The following is a 26,353-nucleotide window of genomic DNA, read 5'->3' on the forward strand; positions in this document are numbered from 1 at the left end:
GTCCGAAGGGGCCGGCCGCAGCTGACTTGGAGGATTGCCGGATCAGAAGACCAGGGCCAAGAGGCTGCAGTAGGCAAGGCCGATGATGGCCAGGATGGACTGGGCCAGTGTGTACACCTGGAAGGCGCCACGCGTCGTCAGGCCCAGCATCTGCTTGAAGATCCAGAAGGTGTTGTCCGTCACGTTGCCACCGAAGGCAGCACCGCAGGAAGCCGCCATCAGGATCAGGACGGGAGGCAGTCCGGTGGCTGCGACGACGGGCGCCAGGATGCTGGCTCCGGTCATGGCGGCCACGGATCCCGACCCCTGGGCGATGCGCAGGATGGCCGCAACCAGCCAGGCCAGCAGGATCGGGATGCCGGCATTGGCCTCGAAGAGCTTGCCCAGCATGTCGCCGATCCCCACCTCGGTGATCACCTGCCCCAACGAACCGGCAACGCCGGTGAACAGCAGGATGGAACCAGAAGTCTGGGCACCACGCGTGATGATGTCCTCCACCCCGTCGCGGGTGACCAGCGGGATCGTCTCGATGATGCCGATGCCCAGCCCGATCAGCAGGGCGACGACGGGATTGCCCAGGAACTTGAAGATGGCCGGGGAGTTGCCCGCGATCAGCCGGTAGGCCGTGTCGATGATGATCAGCACGATCGGCACGATGATCGGCAGCATGGCGACCACGATGGGCAGGTTGAGCGTCTTGGCGTCGCTGCTCGCATCCGCCGCGTCATCCACCAGAGAGGCAGCCACCAGGTCGATGCTCTCCAGGTCATCACTGGCCGCACGCAGGTCCGTGCCGATGGTCTCGCCGGCCTCGAACCGGGACTGCACCGTGGAGGTCTGCAGGGAACCCTCCACGTCGTGCGGGTATCCGGCGTCGGGCAGCTCGTCCTTCTCCGGCTCCCAGGTGCGGTCAGTGACGAAGGTGTGCACGAAGATGCTGCTGACGATCAGGAAGATGCCCGACGGGATGCCCCAGATCAGCATGGTGCCCATGTCGATCTTGAGTGAGGCAGCCATGGCCAGCGCCGCGGCTCCGGGGATCACCATGAGCAGGGCAACCTCAAGGCCGATGGCCAGCGCACCGGCGATCGGTGCGACGTTCTTGCGGCTCCGCACGGCAATGGCCTTGGCGATGGGGGCCATGATCACCAGCGCGACGTCGAAGTAGATGGCGGGGAAGATGATGCCCGAGGACAGGCCCAGGATGTAGGAGGAGGCCTTGGGGCCGCCCATCTTGAGCAGACCGTCCACCACCCGCTTCATGGTCCCGTTCGCGGACAGGACCGCGCCGATCATGACGCCGAAGCCGATGATCAGGCCGACCTCGAACATCAGGTTGCCGAAGCCCTTGCTGACGGCCGTCACCGAGTCGGTGGGGCCGAGGCCGCCGGCGACACCCAGGTAGAGGGCGCCGACGACCAGCGAGATGACGGGGTTGATCTTACCCCCGACAATGAGTGCCACGATGCCGACGATGGCTATGGCGAGATGGATGAGAATTGCGAGATCCACGGTGTCTCCGATCGATGAACGACATTGTTCTTGGACCTGGTGTCGAACCGATTTCCCTGACACCCGACGGACCATCTGGCCCCAAGGAGCATCACCATCAGCCGGCGCGATGAAGCGACGCTAACCAACTCGACAGTTGAGTGTCAACAGTCGACGCCGTGCAGTAATTCACATCACCGACCCCTTGACTCCACTGACTTTGCCGAGGTTGACTGTTGACACTCAACAACGCAGATGACAGCAACGAGGCGTCATCAAGGAGGAAGAGTCGTCATGGGCTACGGAACTGGTGTGGGCACCCGAACAGCGGTCGTCACAGGGGCCTCATCTCTCAAGGGCATCGGCTACAACGCCGCCCTCCGCTTTGCGCGGGAGGGTTGGGCAGTTGCCATGCTCGACATCAACGAGGACGGCGTCCGCACGGCGGCGCAGGCGGTGAAGGACGAGGTGCCCGGCGCCCAGGTGGAGTCCTTCGTGGCCAATGTGGCCGATCCGGCCTCCGTCGAACAGGCGGCCCAGGCCATCAAGGAGTCGGGACTGCCGCCGGTGGGCGCCCTCGCGAACATCGCGGGCATTCCGTCCCCCAAGGGCTTCCTGGAGATCGGTCTGGACGAGTGGAACCGCGTGCTGGCGGTGAACCTGACCGGCAGCTTCCTGCTGGGCCAGGCGCTGGTCCCCCAGATGATCGAGGGCGGCTATGGCCGCGTGGTGAACATGTCGTCGGTCACCGCCCAGCACGGCGGCGGCGTCTTCAGCAAGACCTCCTATGCCGCAGCCAAGGCGGGTGTGCTGGGCCTGACCCGTGGCATGGCTCGCGAGCTCGCCCAGTACGGAATCACCGTCAACGCCGTCGCACCCGGCGTCGTGGACACCGAGATCCGCATCGGGTCCTCCGACGAGACCGAAAGGGCACTCGCCGAGGCCGTTCCGCTCAAGCGCCAGGCGCAGCCCTGGGAGATCGCGGCCCTCGTGTGCTGGCTGTCCAGTGAGGACTCGGGCTACATCACCGGGTGCACCCACTCCATCAACGGCGGGACCTACATCGCCTGAGCGGCGACCACGACAGAAGGTGAGAACAGTGCAGAACACCAGCATCCAGCAGCTCAAGGAACACGCCAAGGAGCTCCGCAAGACTGCGGTGACCATGGTCTACGAGGCACAGTCAGGCCACCCGGGTGGTTCGCTCTCGGCGGCCGACCTCGTCTCCTACCTGTACTTCCGGGAGATGGACTACCGTCCGCAGGAACCGGCCTGGCCGGACCGGGACCGATTCGTACTCTCCAAGGGCCACGTGGCGCCCATCCTCTACTCGGCACTCGCCCAGACCGGCTTCGTGCCGATGGAGACCATCCACACCCTGCGCAAGATGGGCTCCCCGTTCCAGGGCCACCCGGACAGCAAGAAGTGCCCAGGCGTCGAGATCTCCACCGGCTCGCTGGGCCAGGGCATCTCCCCCGCCGTCGGCATGGCCCTGGCCGGCAAGCGCGACGGCAAGGACTACCGCGTCTTCTGCCTGCTCGGTGACGGGGAATGCCAGGAGGGTCAGGTCTGGGAGGCGCTGCAGTGCGCCCACACATACCAGCTGGACAACTTCTTCGCCATCATCGACCAGAACAACCTGCAGATCGATGGTCACACCGACGAGGTCAGCCCCAACCTGGACTTCGTGAAGAAGCTGGAGGCCTTCGGCTACGACGCCCATGAGGTCGACGGGCACGACATGCAGGCGATCGCGGACCTCTTCGACAAGCTCCGCGACAGGAAGGACGGACGTCCCAAGGGCATCGTGCTGCACACCATCAAGGGCAAGGGAGTCTCCTACATGGAGGATGTCGCTTCCTGGCACGGTACGGCCCCCAATGAGGAGCAGTGGAACCAGGCGCTGCGCGAGCTGGACACTCCCCCGGACCGCGAACAGTACGAGGAAGCAATCGAGGACATCGAGGAAGGGCCGGACCGATGACGTACACCGTCGACAACGACAACAAGAAGCCCACCCGCAATGGCTTCGGCGACGAGATCGTGGCACTGGGCAAGGAGAATCCGGACATCTACGTGATCGACGTGGACATCGCCAAGTCCTGCAAGACCGATTCCTTCGCCAAGCAACTCCCCCAGCAGCATGTCAATGTCGGGATCGCCGAACAGAACGCGGCGGGTCTGGCGGCCGGGCTCGCCACCACGGGCAAGATCCCCTTCGTGGCCACCTATGCGGTCTTCGGCTCGCTGCGGATGGGCGAGCAGATTCGCCAGTCCATCTGCTACCCGAAGCTGAACGTGAAGATCGCGTGCAGCCATGGCGGACTGACACCGGGCAATGACGGCGGCAGCCACCAGGCCATCGAGGACATGGGCGTACTGCGGACCTTCCCGGGGATGACCGTCGTGATGCCGGCCGACTACAACGCCACCCGAGCCCTGACCCGCAAGGCCGCCGAATGGCAAGGGCCGATGTTCCTGCGCTTCACCCGTGACGCCATGCCCACCATCTACGGTCCCGACGAGGAGTTCGAGATCGGCAAGGCAAAAGTACTGCGCGAGGGCGAGGACCTTGCCATCATCGCCAATGGCGACACGGTGCGACTGGCCCTGGAGGCGGCCGAACTGTTGGCGACCGAGGGTGTCCAGGCCCGTGTGGTGGACATGCACACCATCAAGCCACTCGACGTGGACGAGGTGCGCCGTTCCATGCAGTGCCACGGACGGGTGATCACCGTCGAGGACCACACCATCATGGGCGGTCTGGGCAGCGCCGTGAGCGAGGTCGTCGCCGAGCACGGTGGAGCGATGGTGCGCCGGATCGGGGTGCAGGACCAGTTCGGCCAGTCGGCCACCTACGAGGAGCTCCTGGAGCTGAACGGGATCACAGCCACGAACATCGTGGCCACCGCGCGCGAACTGCTCGCCCTGGACCCGGCCGGCGGCCACGTGGAGGTACAACCGCAGGGACGATGAGGCGGCAGTGCCGGTGGCCCGGAGGGGGTGGATGGTTCCGCCCCCTCCGTCGCGCGCCCTTGCACGTCTGCAGTCGCAACGGGAGGCAAGCCCACTTGAAGAGTGTAAAATCATGTCATCCCCGAACGTAAGGACCCTCGTGTCTCTGGCCGCCCTCAACCGCAGCACCCTGCGCGAACAGCTGCTCGACCGTCTGCGTGAAGGCATCCTGGACGGAACCTTCCCTCCGGGGTCCCGGATGGCCGAGGTGGAGCTGTCCACCCAGTTCGGAGTCAGCCGCGGCACCGTGCGCGAGGCGCTGCGCACCCTGCAGAACAGCGGGCTGCTCGAGGGCCGGGAGCGCAACAGCCTGTACGTACGTCGGCTCTCGCGACGCGACATCGACGAACTCTTCCAGGTGCGCGATGCCCTGGAAGGCAAGGCCGTGGAGTTGTTGCTGCAACTTCCCAGTGCCCAGGACGTGGTCGACGCCATGGAGCGTCAGCTCCCCGAGACGACCGAGTCGATGACCTATGCGCAACGCTTCGAGATCGACCTGACCTTCCACCAGATCCTCGTCGAATCCACCGGCAATGCGATGCTGTTGAACATGTGGTCCGGCATCAAGGACATGATGCGCATTGCGGCCCTGGCCTGGGCGGACGAAACAGCGGCCTCCCTGATGACCGTTGCCCATCACCAGCCAATCATTGATGCCCTGCGCACCGGTGATGCCCTCCAGGTGCGCAAGGTGCTCAACAGCCACATGTTGGCGGCCGCCGAGAAGCTGGGAGCCAAGGCCGAGGACTGATCGATGGGCCATCGTACCCCTGCGGGACGGGGTCTACGTGGGTGCCCTGGAGCCCTGAGCTGACCGGGTCCCCGGGTAGCTCGTCCCTCATGCCACTGGTTCGCACACATCTGGTCCCCTCCTCCGCTGCCAGTCACACCCTGGTGGTCCACGGCGGTGCCGACGGCCGCATCTCTGAACTCTCACAGGAACAGGAATAGGCCTTGCGTGATTGCCGGGCCGCGGCGCACCGTGCGGGCGATGAGATCCTGCGCGCCGGTGGAGCGGCCATCGTGCCCGTGTGCGCGGGCGTCAGCTTTGAGGACAATCCCCTGTTCAATGCCGGCCGGGGGCGGCGCTGTGGCTGTGACCACCCGCGCCAAGAACCCGGTTCGAGTGGCGCGGCTCGTGATGGAGTCCACACCACACATGCTCTTCGTGGGACCCTCCGATGACCTGGGCTCGGCGGCAGGTGTGGAGCTCATGGACGCCGAGTACTTCGTGATGCCAGGCGTCGCCAGTTGGAGCGCATCCTGACCACCGAGGAGGCCCCGCTCAAGCACGGCACCGTCGGGTGCGTCGCAGCGGATGCCATGGGACGGCTGGCGGCGGCCACATCGACGGGCGGCATCTCGAAGCAGCTCCAGGGACGAGTGGGAGACAGCCCGATCATCGGCGCCGGAACCTGGGCGAAGGATGGCGTGGTGGCCATCTCCTGCACCGGCGACGGCGAGGCCTTCATCCAGGGCGCCGTGGCGCACGACGTCTTCGCCCGGATGGCCTACGGCGGCCAGGACGTCGCATCCGCAGCAACGGACACCTTCGCCGCGGAATGCGACAGGCGTGGCTCGACGGACGGCCTGATCGCGGTCACCGGGAATCGTCAGGTCTTCCTGTGTCACAACTCCGCGATGATGTTCGCCGCCTTCACCGAGGGACACGACGTCGACACCTGGATCTGACGCCCAGCCGGACACGCAAAAGTGCCAGCCTCAAGGAGGCCGGCACCGCACTGAGCGGTCTTCCTTCGGAAGACACTCTGGTGGAGCTAAGGGGATTCGAACCCCTGGCCTCTTCCATGCCATGGAAGCGCGCTACCAACTGCGCCATAGCCCCGCATCGCCGAAGCGACGTGAAGAAATTACCCCAGTGTCACTTTGAGTGCAAATTGCGCGTTGCCAGTCCCGGAACACCAAAAGTGCCAGTCTCAAGGAGACTGGCACTGACGCCGTGGCATTCCACGGTAACGCACTCTGGTGGAGCTAAGGGGATTCGAACCCCTGGCCTCTTCCATGCCATGGAAGCGCGCTACCAACTGCGCCATAGCCCCAGATTGGGTGCCCCTCTGAGCAGTTACCCGCTCTTTGCGACTCGTAGAACTCTACCCGGCGGATGGAGACGACGCAAATCGGGCTCCGCGTCTCAGCCCACGTCGGCAACGCGGTTGTAGGCCTCGAGGCGCCACGGTCGCTCGGCGGTGCGGACCAGGACCGACCACCCGCAGTTGCCCATCGGGCCGAGCTGCCAGGTATGGGCGAAGTCCCAGCCGAGCAAGTAGCCGCACGCCATCCGGATGGCCAGGCCGTGCGAGACCACGAGAATGGTTCTGCCTTCGTGCCGGCCGACGATGTCGGTGAGGGCGAGACGCATCCGCGTGCCGACCTCGTCAGCGGTCTCCCCTTGCGGGGAGCGCCTGAAGTCCGTGCCATTGCGCAGTGCGGCCGCGAACCCCGGCTCGCGGTCGGCCATTTCCGTGCCCGTGAGGCCGCCCCAGGTCCCGACGTTGATCTCCTGCAGGCGCTCGTCGGCATTGACCTCCAGACCGGTTGTGCGGGTCACCAGCCGGGCCGTGTCCAAGGCCCGGGACAGGTTGGAGGAGTAGACCACGTCGGGGGCGAGGGCCTGCACCGCGGTGGCCGCGGCTTCGGCCTGGGCTCGGCCGACGTCGTTGAGCCCCACGTCCAGCTGCCCCTGGAAACGCCCGGCGACATTCCAGTCCGTCTGCCCGTGACGCAACAGCACCAGCCGAGTGGCTGGTGCTGTCGAGTGGATGATGCTGCTGCTCATGCCGTCAGGCCTGGCTCTGGTCCGCCTCGTCCGGGCGGCCGTAGTTGACGTCGAGTTCGATGTGCGGGCAGTCCTTCCACAGCCGCTCCAGGGAGTACAGCTCGCGCTCTTCGGTGTGCTGCACGTGCACCACGACGTCGATGTAGTCCAGCAGCACCCAGCGGTTCTCGCGGTCTCCTTCGCGCCGCACGGGCTTGATCTGGTGCTTGAGCAGTTGCTCCTCCACACCGTCGACGACGGCGCCCACCTGGCGTTCATTGCTGGCGCTGACCACCAGGAAGATGTCGGTGATGGCCAGGTGTTCGCTGACATCGAAGGCGACGATGTCAGTGCCCAGCTTGTCGGCAGCCGCCTGGGCGGCCAGCTTGGCGATGGTGATGGCGTTCTCGGTTGCGCTCACGCGTTGTCTTTCGTTGTCGTCGGGGTGGCAGGCTTGCCACCCTGGTGGTTCATGCGGGCATTCTGGGCGGCCGCGAGGGAACCCAGCTCATCGGCGCTGAGGCTGATGTCCACAGCCTGCTTCGGGCCGCTCGCTGCGCCACCCCCGTAGAGGCCGCGCTTGGCGATGTACTGCACGATGCCGTCAGGAACCAGGTACCAGATGGGCAGGTCCTCGCGGACCCGGGTGCGACAGTCGGTGGAGGAGATGGCCATGGCCGGCACCTCCAGAAGGGTCACCTTGTCCGACGGGAGGTGCTTGATGTCCTCCTCGCCCAATGGCACACCGGGACGACTGACACCGATGAAGTGCGCCAGGTCGAACAGCTCCTCGGCCCCACGCCAGGTGAGGATCTTCGCCAAGGCATCGGCACCGGTGATGAAGAAGAGCTCCAGCTTGTCCCCGCGGAGCCGGCGTAGGTCCTTGAGCGTGTCCACCGTGTAGGTGTCCCCCGGACGGTCGATGTCCACCCGGGACACGCTGAACCGTGGATTGGAGGCCGTGGCGATGACCGTCATGAGATAGCGGTCCTCGGGCATGGAGACCTCGCGGCCCGCCTTCTGCCACGGCACACCGGTGGGCACGAAGACCACCTCGTCCAGACCGAAGCGCGCCGCGACCTCACTGGCTGCCACCAGGTGGCCATGGTGGATCGGGTCGAAGGTGCCACCCATCACGCCCAGACGCCAATTGCGTCCGGCGTTGTCGGGGTGCACAATACCGAGCGCCGCTGGCACTCCCTCGGAAGTCACCCGGTTCTCAGCTGTGCGGACGGTTGCCACCGAAGTTCAGGACGAAGGCCAGGGCCCCCAGCATGGTGGCCAGCATGAGGACCCCTGCAACCCAGGTGGGGATTTCGGATTCGAGAAGCACCAAAGACATGGCGGCAGCCTACCCGAATCAGCCTCGGATCTGGCCAACACCGACGACGACGTACTTCGTCGAGGTCATCTCGAGCAGTCCCATCGGACCCCGAGCATGCAGTTTCTGGGTCGAGATGCCGATCTCGGCCCCGAAACCGAACTCCCCACCATCCACGAAGCGGCTGGATGCGTTCACCAGAACGGCCGCGGCATCCACCTCGGCAGTGAACCGGTTCGCCGTCACCAGGTCATTCGTGATGATGGTCTCGGAATGCCCCGAGGTGTGTGTGCGGATGTGTTCCAGTGCCTCCTCTAGGCCCTCCACGACGCGTGCCGCGAGGTCCAGGGACAGGTACTCGGCGTCGAATTCCGTGGGCGTTGCGGGCACGATCCGTCCGTCGAGGCCCTGGATCGACTCGTCACCGTGCACCGTCACGCCCGCCTCGCCCAGTGCCGCCATGGCCTTCGGCACGAAGTCCTCCGCGATCTCGCGGTGGACCAGCAGCGTCTCCAGCGCATTGCACACGCTGGGCCGCTGGGTCTTGGCATTGAGCATGATCTGCAGGGCCATCTCCTGGTCCGCTGACCGGTCCACGAAGAGGTGGCAGTTCCCGGTTCCCGTCTCGATCACCGGCACGCTGGCCCCGGTGACCACGGCGTTGATCAGCCCGGCGCCTCCTCTCGGGATCAGCACGTCCACCAGTCCGCGTGCCGTCATCATCTCCTGGGTGACCGTGCGATCCCCTTCGACGAGGCAGACGGCATCCGGGTTGAGGCCCTGCTCCTCCAGCCCCGAACGCAGGGCCTTGACCACGGCGCGGTTCGAGTTCACGGCCGACGAGGATCCCCGCAGCAGGGCGGCATTACCACTCTTGAGGCAGATTCCGGCCGCGTCGGCGGTGACATTCGGACGGGCCTCGTAGATGATCCCGACCACACCGAAGGGCACTCGCACCTGGCTGATCCGCACACCTGCGGCGGTGGTGAATCCCCTGACCACATCGCCGACGGGATCTGCTAGACCGGCCAGGTCACGCAGCCCCTGGACCATGCCGTCGACCCGCGGCGTGTCCAGGCAGAGCCGGTCGATCATCGCCTGGGAGGTGCCTTCCGCACGCGCCGTCTCGACGTCGACGGCGTTGGCCGCCAGCACGTCGCCCGCCGCGCTGGCGAGCGCATCAGCCATCGCATGGAGAGCGGCATCCTTGCGGCCACGTGGCAAGGTGGCCAGCTCGCGCGCAGCGGTGCGGGCAGCCGTAGCCTGGGCAATGAAGGGTGTCTGGCTCATGGCGGCCATCGTAGACGTCCCGGATGACAGCAGCTCCGCGATCCCGATCTTCGAACCGGGTGAAGGAGACTCAGCGCAGCCGGCGCACCAGGACCGCCAGGGCGTCGCGGTGCACCACCTCGCGCTCGTACTGTTGGCCCAGGTGCTCCGCCAACTCATGGGAATTGCGGCCCAGCATCGTGGGCAGCTCCTCCGAGCTGAAACCGACCAGGCCGCGCGCAACCACCTTGCCGGACGGTGCCACCACGTCCACCGGATCGCCCGCGACGAAGTCGCCCTCGACCTCTGTGATGCCGGCGGCCAACAGCGAGGCCTTCCGCTCGACGACGGCACGCACTGCTCCCTCGTCCACCACCAGGCGCCCACGGGCGTGGGTGGCGTGGGCCATCCACAACAGCCGTCGGGGACGCCGCTTGCCGGTGGGCGCGAAGACGGTCCCGACATCCTTGCCCGTCATCGCATCCAGCGCCTGGTCCGCCCGGGCGAGCACCACCGGGATGCCCGCGCTGGTGGCAATGTGGGCGGCCTGCAGCTTGGTGGTCATCCCACCCGACCCGATGGACGTTCCCGCCTTGTGGGTGTCCACCTGGAGCATGTCGATGTCGCTGACCTGCACGATCCGCTGGGAGCCCGGGTCATCGGGATGGGCGGTGTAGAGCCCGTCGACGTCGCTGAGCAGGATCAGGGCATCGGCGCGCACCATCTGGGCCACCAGGGCAGCCAACCGGTCGTTGTCACCAAAGCGGATCTCGTGGGTTGCCACGGTGTCGTTCTCGTTCACGATGGGCACTGCCTGCAGGGTGAGCAGCTTGCCGAGCGTCCGCAGGGCATTGCGGTAACTGGTGCGTCGCGTCACGTCATCGACGGTGAGCAGCAGCTGCCCCACCCGAAGCCCGTGCTGCCCGAAGCGCTCCGCATACTCCTGCACCAACAGGCCCTGTCCCACGCTGGCGGCGGCCTGCTGGCTCGCAAGGTCCTTCGGGCGGCTCGCGAAGCCCAGGGGCGAAAGGCCGGCCGCGATGGCACCGGAGCTGATCAACACCACCTGGGTGCCGTGCGCCCGGACGTCGACGATGGCATCCACCAGACGTTGCATGCGCGCCGGGTCGATACCTCCCTCGGCCGTCGTCAATGACGACGAGCCGACCTTGACCACGATGCGGTTGGCCTGGCGCAGCGCGTCACGCATGGTCAGCGGCCCTCATCCTCGTGATCGTCGGTGATCGGCTCTCCCGTCGCGGCGTAGTCCTGTTCGAAGCCGTTGTCGTCGGCGCCGTCGAAGTCGCCACCGTCGTAGTAGCCGTCGGTGGCGGCATTGACGGCGCGCCAGGCGTCGCGGTGCATGCCGCCACGTGCCTCCTGGTACTCGGCGTCCTTCTCGCGACGGCGGGCCACAGCCGGGCGCTCCTGGTCGAAGCGCTGGTCCTCGCCGCGGCGGCTGAGCAGCTCGGCGCCGGTCTCCACCTGCGGAGCGAAGTCGAAGACCACGGGATCATCCCCGCCGCCGATGGCAACGGCATCGCCAGTGCGGGCGCCGATCTCCAGCAGCTTGTCCTCGATGCCCAACCGGTTCAGGCGGTCGGCGAGGTAGCCAACGGCCTCGCCATTGTTGAAGTCGGTCTGGCGCACCCAGCGTTCGGGCTTCTCGCCGCGCACACGCCAGACGAAGCCGCCCTCCCCGTCGCCCATCTTCTTGATGGTGAAGGGATCCTTCTCGGCGACGGCCTGCGGCCGGATCACGATCTTCTTCGGCGCGGGCGGCGGCAGCAGCGCACGACGCTGCTCCACCAAGTCTGCCATGGCAAAGGTGAGCCCATTGAGCCCCTCGCCGGACTTCGTGGAGATCACGAAGGTCTTGTATCCCCGCGCCTCGACGTCGGCCTTGACCATCTCCGCGATCTGGGCCGCGTCGGGGATGTCCACCTTGTTCAGGGCCACCATCCGCGGGCGGTCTTCGAGCCCTCCGTGGGCCGCAAGCTCGGCCTCGATGATGTCGAGGTCCGTCAGCGGGTCCCGGCCGGGCTCGAAGGTCGCGCAGTCGACGACGTGCACGATCGCCTGGCACCGCTCGATGTGGCGCAGGAAGTCGAAACCGAGGCCCTTGCCCATGCTGGCGCCCTCGATCAGGCCCGGCACGTCGGCCACTGTGTAGGTGACGTCGCCGGCCACGACGACGCCCAGGTTCGGGACCAGGGTGGTGAACGGGTAGTCGGCGATCTTGGGCCGGGCACGGCTGATGGCGGCAATGAGCGAACTCTTGCCGGCGCTCGGGAAGCCCACCAGGCCGACATCGGCCACGACCTTGAGCTCGAGCATGATCTTGCGTTCTTCGCCCGGCTCGCCGAGCAGGGCGAAGCCGGGAGCCTTGCGGGAGGTCGACGCCAGCGCAGCATTGCCCAGCCCACCACGCCCGCCGGCGGACACCACGGCCTCGACATTGTCACCGGTCAGGTCCGCGAGCAGCTCGCCGGTCTCCGCATCGGTGACGATCGTGCCCTCCGGCACCCCGAGCACATTGTCCTCACCACGGGAACCGTTCTTGTGGTCCCCCACGCCCGGCTCGCCATTTCCGGCCTTGCGCACACTCTGGCGGTGGTATTCGACGAGGGTGGTGACCTGCGGGTCCACGCGCAGGATGATCGAGCCGCCGTCGCCGCCGTTGCCACCGTCGGGCCCGCCGAGTGGCTTGAACTTCTCGCGATGCACGGAGGAACAGCCGTGGCCGCCGTTTCCGGCGATGACGGTCAGCGTCACGCGGTCGACGAAAGAGGGAATGGCCATGGATACGTCTCTCTTGCAGGAGTCAGGGGTGCCGGCGGTGCCGCGAGGCACACGGTCCAGCCGGGCAAGTCTACCGCCCATGGCAACGAGGCGCCCCCGTGAGGAGGCGCCCCATCGTGGGTGCAGTCTTCAGGTCACTTGGCAGTGACGCGCATCTGCACTGCCGAGTAGTTGTCGGCCTCGATGCGGGAGCTCACGCCCACTGCCTGCAGCGGCTCCACATTCTCCATCTCGGAGGAGGACATGTTCTTCGTGATCGCGTCCTTGAAGGCGTCCAGGTTGAAGTAGACCACCGACTGGGCCTTGTCAGGGCTGGCGACGGCGGCCTTGAACGCGGCATCGTCGGACAGCTTGCTGCTGGGCTGGCTGACCTGGTTGGCCCAGTCAGTGCTGATCCCGACCACAGGGGCGGTGTCCTCGCCGCTGACCTGGAGCCCCTGGGCACCCAGACCGGTGCGGGTCACGATGTCCTCCACCTTGGCCTTCTCGGTGTCCATGGCGATCGCGATCGGCAGGTCGGCCGGCCCCTGCACGGCATCCGGATCGAACTTGCCGACGCTCATCCGCAGGTCCTTGCCGAGCAGGGTCTTCAGATCATCGGGCAGCTTCAGCTTCAGCCGACTCTCGATGTCGGACACCTGGGTGCCCTGGTCCTCGATGCTCTTCTTCACCTGGTCCCAGTTCTTGTCCAGCTGGTTTGCACCGTCGGCGATGCCGATGGCCACGGCGGTGTCCCCGGGCAGGTTGCCCACGGCGGTGGTGCCTTCGGCGGAGATGTCCTTGGTGGACTTGGCCATCAGCAGGAACTCGGGGTTGCCATCGCTGAAGCGCAGGGTCGCCGCGGCGGAGCGCAGCGGCGTCTCCTCGATCTGCTTCTGCACGTCGGCGGAGGCCGGGCTCTTGCTCGCCAGCTCATCATCCACCGACGACTGCTTGCTGATCTCAACCAGACCCTCCTTGCTGCCCCACAGCGACAAGATGCCCTGCGTGCCCAGCTTCTCGAAGTCCTCCTTGAACTCCGCCCGGTCCTTCAGGGCACCGGCCTTCGCATCGACGATGGCCTTGTCCGCATCGGCCTGGGTCTTGGCCGCCACCAGGTAGCCGTCGCTGTATGCCAGCCCCATCAGCTTGTCATTGCCCTTGTCACAGGCGTTCAGCTTCTCGTAGCCGGCGCGTGCCTTGGCCTCATCAGTGGCCTCGATGGCAATGACCGGAGTCTTGGCACCCGGACGAACTGCGACGCCCATCCGATCACCCAGCCAGGACTTGATGTCCGCGTCGTAGTTCACGCCCTTCAGGCAGGTGCTGTCCTTGGACATGGACTGCCACAGCTCCTGCTTCAGGTCGCCGTCCTCGGTGAGGTTGATCTTGGACTTCAGGCCGGGGAACTTCATCGCGAAGCGCACCATCTCCGCCTTCTGCGAGAGTTCCGGGTTGAAGTTGACCTCGGAGAAGCCGAGCACGTCGGCGGGCAGCACGGCCGCTGCCCCCTTGGCCGAGGCATTGTCCTTGCGCATGTCCAGCGGATCGGCGATGGCAAGGCCACCGCCCAGCGCCAGCACGGCCAGGCCGGCAATGGCGGCCTTGACACCGGTACCGGTCTTCTTCTGGGGACCCTGTTCGATCTGGCCAGGCGCCGCAGTGGCGCTCTCGGGCGGGGACTGAGGGGAAAGATAGCCGTCGGGGCGCTGCTCGGTCATGGGAAGTCCTCTCTGATGTCACATCTGGACGCGACCCTAGGCGTGGAATGGGTCACGCAAGCTGTGACGCACCGACACACACAGCGGTTCCGCAGCTTCTGGAAGGTCCTCAGCCGCGCGGGGTGACGGCGACGCGCATCACGCTGTAGTTGGCGTCCTCGTTGTGCGCATTGGCACCGACGGCTCCCAGCGCCTCCACCCACGGCTTCAGCGTCGGTGGTGCAGCGTTGACCGCGATGGGGCCCAGGGCCTGCAGATTGGCATAGACGCCCACCTGGGCCTGTTCCGGCTTGGGATAGGCACTGCGGAAGGTCTCGTCCTGGGTGAGCCTCTTCTTCGTCCGCAGCACCATGGCCGAGCGCTGGGGGTCCTTTGACAGGGCCAGGGTCCGCCTGCGACGAGCGGGCTGCCAGCCCTGCTCCTGCACCCCGGACTTCTGCACGATCGACTCGACGGCGTCCGGGGACTTGCGGCTGCGGCCGATGCTCTGCAGCTGCATCGGGAGTTCCTGCACCCGCTCGACCGGCCGCTCGGCTGGCGAGAAGGAGACCTTGAAGTCCTTGCCGAGCACCGTCTCCACGTCTCCGGGCGCCTCGAGGTGGTGACGCTTCGCCAGCTGAGGCACGTCGACGCCCAACCGGGCGAGCACATGCTGAACCTGCGGCCAGGAGTGCCGGAGCACCTCGTCACCGTCGCTGATGCCGAAGCCCAGCACGCTGTCATGCGGGAGGCTCGCAAGGCCCATCTCGGTGGTGCTGGCCTTGTGCGGCTGGTTGGACTTCACGACGAGCTTCACCTCGGGGACACCGCCGCTGAAGCGCAGCACGCCGGCTCCACTGCGCCAATCGGCAGCGCGGCCCTCCTCGACGAGGCGGGGAGCCACGGAACCCAGGCGGCGGGTGAGCGCGTCGGCCTGCGACGTGCGGGACAGCGCGACGAGCTGTTGCTTGGTGGTCCAGAACTTCACCAGCCCGGACTGGGCAGTGCGACGCGTGTCCTCCGCGTACTCCGCCCGCTGCGCCAACGGCTCCTGCCGCCCCTCGTCGACCAGCCGCAGCGCGGTGGCGTCGTCCTGTGCCAGCACGAGGAAATCGTCGCGCACCGCCACCCCGTCGGGGACGAGTCCGCAGGACGCGAGCTCCGCCACTCCCCCACGTGCGGCCTGTTCGTCGCGCACCTGCACGGTCCAGACCCGTGCGTCGGACCCGTCGACCGTCGCGACGGCGACCTTGCGACCCAGCCACGGCTTGACCTTCGTCGCGTAGTCGACGCCTGCGCAGGGGCCAGCCACGGACTTCCACAACTTCTCCCGGAGGTCCCCGCCGTCGCCGGGGGGCGCCCACTGCTGCAGGGGCTTCACCTTGCCGGCGAAGGTGGCCAGCTCGGCCACCTGCAGCAGGTCGGGCTCGACGTCGAACTCCACCACCGCGCTCGTCGAGGCCGGCAGTACCTCGGCGGCCGACTCGGGCCCCTTGCCACGCAGGCCCATCGGGTCCACGACGATCAGTCCGCCGGCCAGGGACGCCGCGGTCAGGGACGCACCAACCACGAGCGGGCGTCGGCCACGACGCCTTGGCTGGGGTGCGGCTGTGGCGCCGGACGACGGTGTGGTGCGCTCGGTCAACGCGGTCCCCGTTCTTCGCGGTTGGAATGGTGCGCCCCCACTCTACGTGGACATGCCACGAGGGCAGCCCCGGACGGGACTGCCCTCGTGAAGAGTCTTGCTCAGACCAGTGTGCGTCAGACCGCAGCGGCCTCGACCGGCTGGATGTTGACGACGCGGCGACCACGACGGGTGCCGAACTCGACATTGCCCTCGACCAGGGCGAACAGGGTGTCGTCGCCACCGCGACCGACGCCATTGCCCGGGTGGAAGTGGGTTCCGCGCTGGCGAACGATGATCTCACCAGCATTGACGAGCTCGCCACCGAAACGCTTCACGCCGAGGCGCTGCGCGTTCGAGTCGCGACCATTCTTGGACGAAGATGCGCCCTTCTTGTGTGCCATGTCAGCTCCTCAGGCCTTGATGCCGGTGATCTTCACCTGGGTGTACTTCTGACGGTGCCCCTGGCGCTTCTTGTAACCGGTCTTGTTCTTGTACTTCATGATGCGGATCTTCGGACCCTTGGTCTCTCCCAGCACCTCGGCCGAAACCGAGGCCTTCTCAAGGGCGCCCTTGTCAGAGGTGACGGACTCGCCGTCGACCAGCAGGATGGGAGACAGCTCGACGCTGTCCCCTGCCTTGGCCGATCCCTTGTCGATCTCGACAACGTCGCCAACGGCAACCTTGTGCTGGCGGCCGCCACTGCGCACGATCGCGTACACGCCTGACCTACTCTCGTTCGATGTCGTGAGGAAAAATCCAGCTGGCGCCTGGCCAGCTGAAAGTCTTGCGGCGGGTGCTCGACTGCGATGCAAACGAAGCATCACGCCCACAACCCGGACCGACCGCCAACTCTACCCAATTCCTTGGGACTGGGTCAAACTGGCGGGTCCTCGACAGGCTCGGACAACGTGTCACGAGGCTCGGACAACGATCCCCGAGCCTGTCGAGGGGAAGATCAGTGGTTGTTGCTGCGGCGTCCGCGACGGCCGCCACCGCCGTGATGACGGTCACCACCGTCGGCCGGAGCCTGGGTCTCCACCGGGTGGTCGTGCCGGGCGTAGCCCCGGCCCCCACAGTAGCTGCACTCCTCGGTGAAGGCCTCGGCCAGACCGGTGCCGATCTTCTTGCGCGTCATCTGCACCAGGCCAAGACTGGTCACCTCCGCCACCTGGTGGCGGGTACGGTCGCGGCCCAGGCATTCCACCAGGCGCCGCAGAAGCAGCTCACGGTTGCTCGGCAGGACCATGTCGATGAAGTCGATGACGATGATGCCCCCGATGTCACGCAGCCGCAGCTGGCGCACGACCTCCTCGGCCGCCTCCAGGTTGTTGCTCGTGACCGTGGCCTCCAGGTTGCCGCCGGTGCCGGTGAACTTCCCGGTGTTGACGTCGATCACCGTCATGGCCTCAGTGCGGTCGATGACCAGCGAACCACCGCTGGGCAGGAAGACCTTGCGCTCCAGGGCCTTGGCGATCTGCTCGTCGATCTTGTGCTTGGCGAAGGGGTCACCCTGCTCGGCCGTGTCCCACTTGGTCAGACGCTCGGCCAGATGAGGGGCGACGTGGGTGACGTAGCCGTTGATCGCCTCATAGGCGTCCTCGGGGCCACCATTGCCGGACACGACTAGCTCACTGAAGTCCTCGGTGAACAGGTCACGCACGATGCGAACGGTCAGGTCCGGCTCCGCGTAGAGCTGGGCCGGGGCGCTGGAACTCTTCGACTTCTTCTCGATGATCTCCCACTGCGCCTTCAGCCGGTTCACGTCGCGCACCAGCTCGTCCTCGCTGGCGCCCTCGGCGGCAGTCCGGACGATCACCGAGGACTTGTCGTCGATCAGGTCGCCCAGGATGTCCTTCAGACGGTGTCGCTCGGCGTCGGCCAGCTTGCGGCTGATGCCGGACAGGTGACCGCCGGGCGAGTAGACGACGTAGCGACCTGGCAGCGAGATGTGGCTGGTCAGGCGTGCACCCTTGGCGCCCACCGGATCCTTGCTCACCTGCACCAGCACCGTCTGGCCGCTCTTGAGGACCTGCTCGACCTTCTTGTGCTCACCAGCGGCCCCGTACTGGTCCCAGTCGATCTCACCGGCGTAGAGCACCGCATTGCGGCCGCGGCCGATGTCGATGAAGGCGGCCTCCATGCTGGGCAGCACGTTCTGCACACGACCCAGGTAGATGTTGCCGATCAGGGAGCTGGAGCTGGCGCGGTCGACATAGTGCTCCACGAGGATGTCGTCCTCCAGAACGGCCAACTGCGTGTACTCGTCATTCTGACGGATCACCATGCGGCGGTCCACGGCCTCGCGACGCGCCAGGAACTCGGCCTCGCTCAGGATCGGGGTACGACGGCGCCCGGCGGCCCGGCCTTCGCGGCGGCGCTGCTTCTTGGCCTCCATGCGGGTGGAGCCGTCGATGCCGGTGACTTCGTCATTGGCCTGTGCGGCGGTGCGGATCCGACGAGGTTCGCGCACGCGCACCACGACCTCGCTGGGATCATCCTCGGCCGCGCCGGCATCCTCCCCGCGGCGGCGGCGGCGACGGCGACGACGACGGCCGGACTCGGAGCCCTGCTCGTCGCTCTCCTCCCCCTTGGACTGGTTCCCATTGTCCTGGTCCTCGGAGTCCCGGTCGTCATCCGACTCGGATGCGTTCTGGTCTCCCGACTCGTCGGAGTCCTGGTCCTGGGCATCCTCGGACTGGTCCTGCCCACGACGGCGACGACGACCCCCGCGACGGCGGCGACGGCGGCGCGAGCCGCCCTCCTCCTCATCGCTGGCCGAGTCGTCGGAGTTGTCCTCGGACGACTCGTCATCGGAATCCTCGTCGCCATCCTGCTCGGACGACTCCTCGTCTGCAGTGGCGGCCTCGGTCTCCTCGACGTCCTCTACGTCCTGGTCAGACTCCGACTCGACGTCCTCTGCCTCGATGTCCTCTGCCTCGATGTCCTCTGCCTCGATGTCCTCTGCCTCGACGTGCTCTGGCTCGATGTCCTCGGGATCGACGGCGACCTGCTCCGCAACGGGCGCATCCGGCACGACGGGGGCCTGGTCGCCGGCAGCGATGCTGGCTGCCAGGGAGTCCAGGACAGCCTGCGCGTCCACCTCACCGTTCTCGTCGACGGGCAGCTGCGGGCTGACGAAGGGGTTGGCCACGGACTTCGCGACCCGCCGGCCGCGGCGCGGACGCTCACCGACTGCAGCGGTCACGGCAGCCAGGGCCTCATCGACGTCGGCAGGAGCATTCTCCGCCGGCGCCTCGACGCTCTTGCGGCTACGGCGACGACGCGTGGGCCTCGTCTCGGCAGGCTCGGCCGGAGCAGCCGCCTCCTGCGTCTGGGAAACGGTCGACTGCATGTCGGCGGGTGCTGCGGCCGGCTCGGTGGTCTCGACGGACGGCTCGCCCGGCGCCTCGACGGCCTCGACCTTGGGAGCCGTCTTGCGGGTGCGACGGCGAGTGGGCCGGGCTTCGACGGGCTCGGCCGACGTGGCGGGCTCAGCAACCGCGTTGGTGGGCTCAGCCATGGCAGGCTCGGCCGGTGTGTTCGCCTCGGCGGGCATCTCCACCGTCTCCGGGCTGGATGACGGGGTCTGGGCCACCTTGGTGGCCACGGCGCCGGCCTTGCGGGTCGCGCGGCGACGCTTGGGCTTCTCGGGCTCCTCGGACGGCGTGTTCTGGGCAACCACGACGCTCGCAGTACCAGCGGCCTGGGTGATGGGCACCTCGGCCTCGCTCACCTGGACCTCCTTGGGGGGTCCGGCCGGGCGGGAGGCAGCTCGGCGACGCCTGGGCGGTGTGACGGGGGTGCTTACCTGTTCTGCTGCCGAGTCATTCGGCTGGTCAGGATCAACGGAAAAAACATCGAGCATGACGTGCTCCTCGGCACCCTGCGGGTGCGGTAGATCGATCGCAGCCTTGATGAGCTGCGACCGAAAAGCTGGCGGATGTCGGACCGGCCGGCACCACCCCGCGGTCGAAGACGTCGTCGCGGTTGGCAGTGCTCGCCATTCCGAGTGAGCAGGCCCGCAAAGGCTTGCTTACCTGCCTGCCAGTATGGCACATGTCACAGGATCGACGACTCGATGCCCACCACGACGCGCCAGGCAACTGTTCAGGCGGGCACCATCGCGTCGCGCAGCCCACCGTCGACCAGCTCGCCCTGGGCACGCCGGGTGAGCATCGCCGGCCGGCTCACGGACAGCACCGGTTCGAGCTGTCGGAGCGCATTCACCACGTCGTCCGGACGCACCAGCGGCGTCGTGTGACGGATGAACAGTTCCAGCGTGGTGGCCTCCACCACGCTCAGCTCCAGGATCGGTTCACGCACATCGAAGTGCCGCATGCCGGACTTGGTCATCCGGCTGATCGTGAACTCCTGCTCGGCCAGCAGTCCGGAGACCGCCCTGCCGAGGGCGCCTTCGTCGATGTCACCCTCCCCCGCGGAGTCCAGCTCGATCCGCCACAGCGACGCGGTCAGCACTTCGGACAAGGCACGACGGTCCGAGACCACCACGTTCACCACCTCGAGGCCGGGCGGCAGCGCCTCGTCCAGCGCGGTGCACACCTTCTGTGGGTCGCACACCTCGCTGAGCCCGATCTCCAGGTACTCCGCCTCGGTGGCGGCAGAGGTTGGGGAGGCGTTCGCGTAGGAGATCCGTGGATGCGGATTGAATCCTGATGAGTAGGCCATCGGGATCTGGGCCCGACGCAGGGCGCGCTCGAAGGCGCGCCCGAAGTCACGGGTGCTCGTGAAACGGGCAGGGCCGCGTTTGGCGTACTGGACGCGGAGCCACTGGGCCGGCGGGGCCTGCTGTTCGGGTTGCTGACGAGCCATGCGGGATTCCTACCTTGTCAGTTCGAGGTCTCGGCGGACAGGTCGCGCTTGACGACCTCGAGTGGGATCAGGGTCGCTCCCGTGGGGCCGATCTGGATGGTGGTGTCCATCTGCGGGCAGACACCACAGTCGTAGCAGGGCGTCCAGCGGCAGTCCTCCACGTCGCTGCCGTCGATCGCGTCCTGCCAGTCCTCCCACAACCAGTCCCGGTCCAGCCCCGAGTCCAGGTGGTCCCACGGCAGGACCTCGTCGTAGTCACGCTCGCGGGTGGTGTACCAGGCCAGGTCCACGGGCTCATCGGCCAGGGCGGATTCGCTGCAGGCGAGCCAGCGGTCGTAGCTGAAGTGTTCGCTCCACCCGTCGAAGTGCCCGCCGTCACGCCACACGGCCTCGATGATCCGGCCGACGCGACGGTCACCACGGCTCAGCAGGCCCTCGATCTGGCCCGGCTTGCCGTCGTGGTAACGCATGCCGATGGCCTTGCCGAACTGGCGGTCCGCCCGCACCGTGTCCCGCAGCAGTTGCAGGCGGTGGTCGATGGTCTCGGGCGAGGCCTGGGCCGCCCATTGGAAGGGGGTGTGGCTCTTCGGCACGAAGCCGCCGATCGAGATGGTGCAGCGGATGTCGCGGGTGCCGGCGACCTGACGGCCGGTCTCGATCACGCGCTTGGCCATGTGGTAGATGCCCAGCACATCCTCGTCGGTCTCGGTGGGCAGGCCGCACATGAAGTACAGCTTCACCTGGCGCCAGCCATTGCCGAAGGCGGTGGCGACGGTGTTGATCAGGTCGTCCTCGCTGACCATCTTGTTGATCACCTTGCGCATCCGCTCGCTGCCGCCCTCGGGGGCGAAGGTGAGGCCGGACCGGCGGCCGTTGCGGGAGAGCTCATTGGCCAGGTCGATGTTGAAGGCGTCGACGCGGGTGGACGGCAGCGAGAGCGAGACATTGGTGCCCTCGTACCGGTCGGCCAGCTGCTTGGTGACCTCCGCGATCTCGGAGTGGTCGGCAGAACTCAGGCTGAGCAGGCCCACCTCCTCCAGACCCGTGGCCTCCAGGCCGCCGGCCACCATCTGGCCAATGGTCTCGATGCTGCGCTCCCGCACCGGACGGGTGATCATGCCCGCCTGGCAGAAGCGGCAACCACGAGTGCAGCCGCGGAAGATCTCCACCGAGTAACGCTCGTGGACGGTCTCCGCCAGGGGCACCAGGGGCTTGGCCGGATAGGGCCACTGGTCAAGGTCCATCAGGGTGTGCTTGCGCACCTGGAAGGGAATCCCGGGGCGGTTGGGCGCCACGCGCTGGATGCGCCCGTCGGGCAAGTAGCTGACGTCGTAGAAGCGCGGGATGTAGACCTCGCCGGTCTCGGCCAGACGCTGCAGCAGGCCGTCCCGTCCACCGGGGCGGTCCTGGGCCTTCCACTCCCGGATGATCTCGCTGATCAGCAGCGTGGCCTCCTCGCCGTCGCCCAGCACGGCGGCGTCGATGAAGTCGGCGATCGGTTCCGGGTTGAAGGCGGCGTGGCCGCCGGCCAGTACGATCGGGTCCTGCTCGCGACGATCCGCGCTGTGGACAGGGATGCCGGCCAGGTCCAGGGAGTTGAGCATGTTGGTGTAGGTGAGCTCGGTGGAGAAACTCAGGCCGAGCACGTCGAAGGCGCCGACCGGACGGTGCGCGTCGAGGGTGAACTGGGGCAGGCCCTGGGCACGCATCAGCTTCTCCAGGTCCGGCCAGACCGCGTAGCTGCGCTCGGCCAGGATCCAGTCACGCTCGTTGAGGATCTCGTAGAGGATCGCGACGCCCTGGTTGGGCTGGCCAACCTCGTAGGCATCGGGGTACATCAGGGCCCAGCGCACCTCGACGTCGTCCCACTGCTTGACGACGCTGTTGTGCTCCCCACCGACGTACTGGATGGGCTTGCTCACCTGGGCAAGCAGCGGCTCGAGACGGCCGAAGAGGCTCTCGGGGGCGGTGGACGTGGCGGTGAGATCTGTCGTCATGATGGTCCAAGGGTAGTTGAGCAGTCACCCCAGAACGAAGCGAGCGGGCGGCGCACCGTTCTCGGTACACCACCCGCCCACCAGCACAGTTGGCTACAGCGTGGAACCAGGGCCGGCCTGGGCCCGCTGCCAGGTGATCATCTGCTGCTGCCAGGTGGCCAGTTGCTCGTCGAGCTCCTGCTGCCTTGCCAGCCCCGGTGCTGCCGACGCGACCACGTCGGACTTGCGCGCCTGCCACTCGACCAGGGCCCATCCGATCAGCGGCACCAGCACCCCGACCAGGACCGTGGCGTCCGCGGTGCCTGCCTCCCGGTTGAAGATGCCGGAGATGTCGGTGAACGGCATGGTGAGCTCGCTGAGCACGTTGTTCACCACATGCATGGCGATCGCCGCCTCGATGCCGCCGGTGCGCAGCGTCATGCCGCAGGCGATCAGGCCGAAGCAGAAGTAGAAGATGTTGAGCCACATGTCGCCGGCCCCGTGGGCGAACATGAACAACACCGAGCTGAAGATGGCACCCACGGCGAAACCGAGCCAGCGGTGCCGGAAGAAGCTGGCTGCCGACCTCATCAGGACGGCCCGGAAGCCGTACTCCTCCCCCGCCGCCTGGAAGGGCGTGGTGAGCAGGATCCCGAAGAGCAGGAGCCAGGTGTCGGAGTTCACGTGGAGACCCAGACCCTCACCGCTGCGGGCTCGCAGCCAGGTGTCGAGACCGACGTAGACCAACCACAGCGGCCCGAGCACCGCGAAGCACCGGCCCATCCAGCCCCAGCGGATCCGGCCCGTGACGCTGACCAGCCAGCCGCCCTTCTGCCGGAAGAGCCAGACCGACAGCAGGATGGCCAGGGGGATCAGCAGGGCCAGCGAGATGTTGTTCACCAGGAAGAGCGCGGGTGTGGCCTTGATGGACTCCGCGTCCATGTTCTGCAGGTCCTCGACCGTGGTGCGACCCGAGGCCATGTCCAGCCCGATGGCGACCATCCCGGCGATCATCGAGAGGACGAAGAAGGCCAGCAGACCCAGGACCACCGCAACCATGGGCCGCCACCAGCTCCACAGTGGTGTGCGCCAGAACTGGTGGTGCGCACTGTCCTGGACGGGCAGCTCCACCTTCGGCATGGGGGTGGAGGGCATCGGCAACTCGGTCACGCGATCAGCCCGCCAGCTGGGGGAACCAGATCTCGATTTCGCGCGCGGCGCTCTCCGGGGCATCCGAGGCGTGCACCAGGTTGCGGTTCTTGAACAGGCTGAGGTCACCCCGGATCGTGCCCGGAGCGGCAACAGCGGAATCCGTCGTGCCGTTGATGCTGCGCACGGCCTCGATTGCGCGCTCGCCCTCCAGCACGACGGCGACCAGCGGTCCGGAGGTGATGAACTCCTCAAGCGTCGGGTAGTAGTCCCGTCCGACGTGCTCGGCGTAGTGCTGCTGGGCGATGGCGACGTCGGCAGTGCGCAGCTCGAGGGCGGCGACGGTGAGGCCCTTGGCCTCATAGCGTCGGATGATCTCGCCGATCAGGCCACGGGCCACGGCGTCGGGCTTGAGCAGTACCAGGGTGCGTTCAGTCGTCATGCGTCAGACCCTACAAGCTGTCGACTGTGGGCGTGTGCGGCCTGCGACGGGACTGAGCCCGCCGGCACGTCGAGGGGCTTGCGTGCACACTGAGGCGCATGGGACCACCTCAATGTGCATGCGAAGGCCTCAACGTGGAGTCCGGGCCCGGCTCAGGCGTTCTGCTCCTCCAGGCGGCGCCCCATCACGAAGGAGGCACCCCAGATCACCAGGAACATCAGGCCGACGCCGAACATCATCGGGGTCAGGAAGCCCAGCGCGATGCCCACCAACTGCGCAGCCCAGCCCAGGGCGTAGCCGGCCGGGGTGCGCAGCCTGGCGGACGCGAGGATGCACAGTGCCACCGCCAGCAGACAGCCGGCGGCGGCCAGCCAGACGGGGGTCTTCGAGACCATCACCATGCCGGGGAAGGCCAGACCGAAGACGACGACCTCACAGATCAGGCAGGAGGCCATTGCCCGGTTCATCGGATTGCTCGGGGTCAGCGCGATGTTCACCACTGGTTGTCTCCATCCAGGTCGAAGGGGGTGGTCAACGCGGCGCGGTCCGTCACCGGCTCGGCGTCCGACGGCTTGCTCTTGAGGATGGCCCGGGCCTCACCGGCGAGGATCACCGAACCGGCGACCATCACCCCGGCACCGGGCTCCTCGTCGGCCAGCAGGGTGGCGATTTCCAGGGCTGTGGCGACGTCGGGCGCCTTGCGCACCCGGTCCGCCCCGATGATCCCCGCGGCACGCTCCGCCAGCTCGTCGACGCCCAGACCACGATCCGTGGACGAGACCCGGGTGCAGATGAGGGTGCTCATCTGCTCACCGAAGATCCGCAGGACGGTGTCGACATCCTTGTCGGCCATCATGGCCACGACGCCGATCATCGGGTTGAAGGCGTAGTTCTCCGCCATGGCGGTCATCGTCGCGGTGGCACCGTGTGGGTTGTGGCAGGTGTCCAGCACGACGGGCGGCGAAGTACGCACGAGTTCCATCCGCGCCGGCGCCTCCACCGCGGCGAAGCCGTCGATCACGACCTCGGGGTTCAGCGCACGCCCACCCAGCAGGGACTCCACGGCAGCCATCGCGAGGGCGGCATTGCGCGCCATGTGCTCACCGAAGAGCGGCAGGTGCACGTCGCCGACGGGCCCCTCGGCGCCCTGCAGGCGCAACAGCTGGCCGCCCACGGCGGGAGTGCGCTCCAGCAACGCGAAGTCGCGCCCCTCCAGGACCAACTTGGCGCCCACCTCGGTGGCCCGCTCGACGAGAACCTCGGCGGCATCCTCCTGCTGGGCCGCGATCACGGCGGTGCTGCCCGGCTTGATGATGCCGGCCTTCTCGATGGCGATGTCGTGCAGGTTGTCGCCCAGGATGTGGGTGTGGTCCAGGTCGATCGGGCAGACGACGCTGACCTGCGGCTCGCAGACGCTGGTGGCATCCCAGGTACCACCCAGGCCCACCTCGATCACCATCACGTCGACGGGAGCGTCGGCGAAGGCCGCATAGGCCAGGCCGGTGATGACCTCGAAGAAGGTCATGCTGACGCCCTCGATCTGCTGGGCGTCGACCATCTCCACATAGGGCTTCACATCGGCCCACAGCTCGTCGAAACGCTCATGGCTGATGGGATCGCCGTCGACGCAGATCCGCTCGGTGACGTCCACCAGATGCGGCGAGGAGAATCGCCCGGTGCGCAGGCCATTGGCCCGCAGCAACGCGTCGACCATGATGGCGGTACTGCCCTTGCCATTCGTGCCGGCGATCTGGATCACGGGCGCGCACTTCTCCGGGCTCCCCAGCAGGTCCATCAGGGCCTGGATGCGGCCCAGAGAGGGTGCGATGCGGTGTTCGGGCCAGCGGCCGATCAGCTCGTCGACGATCTGGGAGTGCCTGCTGGACGCATTCTGCGCGGGTCTTGTCATGGTGGCCCCAGCCTACCCGGACCGTGCGGCGTGGCAGGCTTGTGCACGCGCACACAACAGTGCGCCC

At 67.1% G+C, this 26,353-nt stretch carries 25 protein-coding genes and 2 tRNA genes; 6 read left to right on the forward strand and 21 right to left on the reverse strand.

The genetic code is table 11. The features are described 5' to 3' along the window. Nucleotides 1–42 precede the first annotated feature (42 nt). A complete protein-coding gene (locus EDD41_RS03365; protein ID WP_123574957.1) occupies nucleotides 43–1,587 on the reverse strand; it encodes a GntP family permease in 1,545 nt (514 codons plus the stop codon). 198 nt (nucleotides 1,588–1,785) lie between these two features. On the opposite strand from EDD41_RS03365, the gene EDD41_RS03370 reads away from it, so the two are divergent. From EDD41_RS03370 to EDD41_RS03395, 6 genes are all read left to right on the forward strand, one after another. Next, on the forward strand, nucleotides 1,786–2,562 hold the full coding sequence (locus EDD41_RS03370) for an SDR family NAD(P)-dependent oxidoreductase (RefSeq protein WP_123574958.1): 777 nt from the start codon (nucleotides 1,786–1,788) through the stop codon (nucleotides 2,560–2,562). Between the two features lie 28 nt (nucleotides 2,563–2,590). Continuing rightward, complete coding sequence (locus EDD41_RS03375; protein ID WP_123574959.1) at nucleotides 2,591–3,475, forward strand: transketolase; 885 nt, start codon at nucleotides 2,591–2,593, stop codon at nucleotides 3,473–3,475. Next, on the forward strand, nucleotides 3,472–4,467 hold the full coding sequence (locus EDD41_RS03380) for a transketolase family protein (RefSeq protein WP_123574960.1): 996 nt from the start codon (nucleotides 3,472–3,474) through the stop codon (nucleotides 4,465–4,467). The genes EDD41_RS03375 and EDD41_RS03380 overlap by 4 nt, the downstream gene beginning before the upstream one ends. Nucleotides 4,468–4,606: 139 nt before the next feature. After that, nucleotides 4,607–5,257, forward strand: a complete 651-nt coding sequence (locus EDD41_RS03385) for a GntR family transcriptional regulator (protein ID WP_170165225.1) — start codon at nucleotides 4,607–4,609, stop codon at nucleotides 5,255–5,257. A 345-nt stretch (nucleotides 5,258–5,602) separates the two neighbouring features. Beyond that, nucleotides 5,603–5,773, forward strand: a complete 171-nt coding sequence (locus EDD41_RS17740; protein WP_211336569.1) for an isoaspartyl peptidase/L-asparaginase — start codon at nucleotides 5,603–5,605, stop codon at nucleotides 5,771–5,773. Then, nucleotides 5,758–6,198, forward strand: a complete 441-nt coding sequence (locus EDD41_RS03395) for an isoaspartyl peptidase/L-asparaginase (protein ID WP_123574963.1) — start codon at nucleotides 5,758–5,760, stop codon at nucleotides 6,196–6,198. The genes EDD41_RS17740 and EDD41_RS03395 overlap by 16 nt, the downstream gene beginning before the upstream one ends. Nucleotides 6,199–6,276: 78 nt before the next feature. On the opposite strand, the gene EDD41_RS03400 is transcribed toward EDD41_RS03395, so the two are convergent. The 20 genes from EDD41_RS03400 to EDD41_RS03490 form a co-directional block, all read right to left on the reverse strand. After that, a tRNA-Ala gene (locus EDD41_RS03400) sits at nucleotides 6,277–6,352 on the reverse strand. A gap of 138 nt (nucleotides 6,353–6,490) precedes the next feature. Further along, nucleotides 6,491–6,566 (reverse strand) — tRNA-Ala (locus EDD41_RS03405). A 92-nt stretch (nucleotides 6,567–6,658) separates the two neighbouring features. Beyond that, nucleotides 6,659–7,303, reverse strand: a complete 645-nt coding sequence (locus EDD41_RS03410; RefSeq protein ID WP_123574964.1) for a histidine phosphatase family protein — start codon at nucleotides 7,301–7,303, stop codon at nucleotides 6,659–6,661. Between the two features lie 4 nt (nucleotides 7,304–7,307). Then, nucleotides 7,308–7,703, reverse strand: coding sequence for a ribosome silencing factor (gene rsfS, locus EDD41_RS03415; RefSeq protein WP_123574965.1), 396 nt, complete (start codon nucleotides 7,701–7,703; stop codon nucleotides 7,308–7,310). Continuing rightward, nucleotides 7,700–8,479 carry a nicotinate-nucleotide adenylyltransferase gene (nadD, locus tag EDD41_RS03420; RefSeq protein WP_245995715.1) on the reverse strand — a complete coding sequence of 260 codons (780 nt, stop codon included), beginning with the start codon at nucleotides 8,477–8,479 and terminating at the stop codon, nucleotides 7,700–7,702. Before nadD ends, rsfS begins: the two co-directional genes overlap by 4 nt. Before the next feature lie 22 nt (nucleotides 8,480–8,501). Then, a complete protein-coding gene (locus tag EDD41_RS17745) occupies nucleotides 8,502–8,624 on the reverse strand; it encodes a hypothetical protein (protein ID WP_256762636.1) in 123 nt (40 codons plus the stop codon). Between the two features lie 18 nt (nucleotides 8,625–8,642). Then, entirely contained in the window at nucleotides 8,643–9,893 is a 1,251-nt protein-coding gene (locus tag EDD41_RS03425) for a glutamate-5-semialdehyde dehydrogenase (protein ID WP_094763777.1), read from the reverse strand. A 70-nt stretch (nucleotides 9,894–9,963) separates the two neighbouring features. Further along, complete coding sequence (gene proB / locus EDD41_RS03430; RefSeq protein ID WP_123574966.1) at nucleotides 9,964–11,082, reverse strand: glutamate 5-kinase; 1,119 nt, start codon at nucleotides 11,080–11,082, stop codon at nucleotides 9,964–9,966. A gap of 2 nt (nucleotides 11,083–11,084) precedes the next feature. Beyond that, complete coding sequence (gene obgE, locus EDD41_RS03435; protein ID WP_123574967.1) at nucleotides 11,085–12,674, reverse strand: GTPase ObgE; 1,590 nt, start codon at nucleotides 12,672–12,674, stop codon at nucleotides 11,085–11,087. A gap of 134 nt (nucleotides 12,675–12,808) precedes the next feature. Then, nucleotides 12,809–14,374: a hypothetical protein gene (locus tag EDD41_RS03440; RefSeq protein WP_123574968.1), complete on the reverse strand. Its 1,566-nt coding sequence runs from the start codon at nucleotides 14,372–14,374 to the stop codon at nucleotides 12,809–12,811. A 109-nt stretch (nucleotides 14,375–14,483) separates the two neighbouring features. Continuing rightward, nucleotides 14,484–15,998 carry a hypothetical protein gene (locus tag EDD41_RS03445; protein WP_148060460.1) on the reverse strand — a complete coding sequence of 505 codons (1,515 nt, stop codon included), beginning with the start codon at nucleotides 15,996–15,998 and terminating at the stop codon, nucleotides 14,484–14,486. A gap of 116 nt (nucleotides 15,999–16,114) precedes the next feature. Further along, nucleotides 16,115–16,381 carry a 50S ribosomal protein L27 gene (gene rpmA / locus EDD41_RS03450; RefSeq protein WP_094763782.1) on the reverse strand — a complete coding sequence of 89 codons (267 nt, stop codon included), beginning with the start codon at nucleotides 16,379–16,381 and terminating at the stop codon, nucleotides 16,115–16,117. Between the two features lie 9 nt (nucleotides 16,382–16,390). Next, nucleotides 16,391–16,699 (reverse strand): 50S ribosomal protein L21, encoded by a 309-nt coding sequence (rplU, locus tag EDD41_RS03455; RefSeq protein WP_179110583.1) that lies wholly within the window; start codon nucleotides 16,697–16,699, stop codon nucleotides 16,391–16,393. Nucleotides 16,700–16,935: 236 nt separating this feature from the next. Then, nucleotides 16,936–19,845: an Rne/Rng family ribonuclease gene (locus EDD41_RS03460; protein ID WP_123574970.1), complete on the reverse strand. Its 2,910-nt coding sequence runs from the start codon at nucleotides 19,843–19,845 to the stop codon at nucleotides 16,936–16,938. Nucleotides 19,846–20,087: 242 nt separating this feature from the next. Continuing rightward, the gene (locus EDD41_RS03465; protein WP_094763784.1) at nucleotides 20,088–20,810 is read right to left on the reverse strand and encodes a TIGR03936 family radical SAM-associated protein; all 723 of its coding nucleotides are present in this window, start codon (nucleotides 20,808–20,810) and stop codon (nucleotides 20,088–20,090) included. Between the two features lie 17 nt (nucleotides 20,811–20,827). After that, the gene (locus tag EDD41_RS03470; protein ID WP_123574971.1) at nucleotides 20,828–22,807 is read right to left on the reverse strand and encodes a TIGR03960 family B12-binding radical SAM protein; all 1,980 of its coding nucleotides are present in this window, start codon (nucleotides 22,805–22,807) and stop codon (nucleotides 20,828–20,830) included. Nucleotides 22,808–22,900: 93 nt separating this feature from the next. Beyond that, a complete protein-coding gene (locus EDD41_RS03475) occupies nucleotides 22,901–23,941 on the reverse strand; it encodes a CPBP family intramembrane glutamic endopeptidase (protein WP_170165227.1) in 1,041 nt (346 codons plus the stop codon). Between the two features lie 19 nt (nucleotides 23,942–23,960). Beyond that, on the reverse strand, nucleotides 23,961–24,377 hold the full coding sequence (gene ndk, locus EDD41_RS03480; RefSeq protein ID WP_094763787.1) for a nucleoside-diphosphate kinase: 417 nt from the start codon (nucleotides 24,375–24,377) through the stop codon (nucleotides 23,961–23,963). Between the two features lie 152 nt (nucleotides 24,378–24,529). Next, the gene (locus EDD41_RS03485) at nucleotides 24,530–24,877 is read right to left on the reverse strand and encodes a DUF4233 domain-containing protein (protein WP_211336571.1); all 348 of its coding nucleotides are present in this window, start codon (nucleotides 24,875–24,877) and stop codon (nucleotides 24,530–24,532) included. Continuing rightward, nucleotides 24,871–26,286, reverse strand: coding sequence for a bifunctional folylpolyglutamate synthase/dihydrofolate synthase (locus EDD41_RS03490; RefSeq protein WP_094763788.1), 1,416 nt, complete (start codon nucleotides 26,284–26,286; stop codon nucleotides 24,871–24,873). Before EDD41_RS03490 ends, EDD41_RS03485 begins: the two co-directional genes overlap by 7 nt. Between the last annotated feature and the right edge of the window lie 67 nt (nucleotides 26,287–26,353).

Source organism: Luteococcus japonicus (genome assembly GCF_003752415.1).
GTDB lineage: Bacteria > Actinomycetota > Actinomycetes > Propionibacteriales > Propionibacteriaceae > Luteococcus > Luteococcus japonicus.

What these genes read in the sequence shown, in the direction of transcription:
- EDD41_RS03365 (WP_123574957.1), bottom strand. Translation starts at nt 1,587, where the DNA reads ATGGTCCGTCGGGTGTCAGGGAAATCGGTTCGACACCAGGTCCAAGAA.
- EDD41_RS03370 (WP_123574958.1), top strand. Translation starts at nt 1,786, where the DNA reads ATGGGCTACGGAACTGGTGTGGGCACCCGAACAGCGGTCGTCACAGGG.
- EDD41_RS03380 (WP_123574960.1), top strand. Translation starts at nt 3,472, where the DNA reads ATGACGTACACCGTCGACAACGACAACAAGAAGCCCACCCGCAATGGC.
- EDD41_RS03410 (WP_123574964.1), bottom strand. Translation starts at nt 7,303, where the DNA reads ATGAGCAGCAGCATCATCCACTCGACAGCACCAGCCACTCGGCTGGTG.
- EDD41_RS17745 (WP_256762636.1), bottom strand. Translation starts at nt 8,624, where the DNA reads ATGTCTTTGGTGCTTCTCGAATCCGAAATCCCCACCTGGGTTGCAGGG.
- EDD41_RS03425 (WP_094763777.1), bottom strand. Translation starts at nt 9,893, where the DNA reads ATGAGCCAGACACCCTTCATTGCCCAGGCTACGGCTGCCCGCACCGCT.
- proB (WP_123574966.1), bottom strand. Translation starts at nt 11,082, where the DNA reads ATGCGTGACGCGCTGCGCCAGGCCAACCGCATCGTGGTCAAGGTCGGC.
- obgE (WP_123574967.1), bottom strand. Translation starts at nt 12,674, where the DNA reads ATGGCCATTCCCTCTTTCGTCGACCGCGTGACGCTGACCGTCATCGCC.
- EDD41_RS03440 (WP_123574968.1), bottom strand. Translation starts at nt 14,374, where the DNA reads ATGACCGAGCAGCGCCCCGACGGCTATCTTTCCCCTCAGTCCCCGCCC.
- rpmA (WP_094763782.1), bottom strand. Translation starts at nt 16,381, where the DNA reads ATGGCACACAAGAAGGGCGCATCTTCGTCCAAGAATGGTCGCGACTCG.
- EDD41_RS03460 (WP_123574970.1), bottom strand. Translation starts at nt 19,845, where the DNA reads ATGCTCGATGTTTTTTCCGTTGATCCTGACCAGCCGAATGACTCGGCA.
- EDD41_RS03465 (WP_094763784.1), bottom strand. Translation starts at nt 20,810, where the DNA reads ATGGCTCGTCAGCAACCCGAACAGCAGGCCCCGCCGGCCCAGTGGCTC.
- EDD41_RS03470 (WP_123574971.1), bottom strand. Translation starts at nt 22,807, where the DNA reads ATGACGACAGATCTCACCGCCACGTCCACCGCCCCCGAGAGCCTCTTC.
- EDD41_RS03475 (WP_170165227.1), bottom strand. Translation starts at nt 23,941, where the DNA reads ATGCCCTCCACCCCCATGCCGAAGGTGGAGCTGCCCGTCCAGGACAGT.
- ndk (WP_094763787.1), bottom strand. Translation starts at nt 24,377, where the DNA reads ATGACGACTGAACGCACCCTGGTACTGCTCAAGCCCGACGCCGTGGCC.
- EDD41_RS03490 (WP_094763788.1), bottom strand. Translation starts at nt 26,286, where the DNA reads ATGACAAGACCCGCGCAGAATGCGTCCAGCAGGCACTCCCAGATCGTC.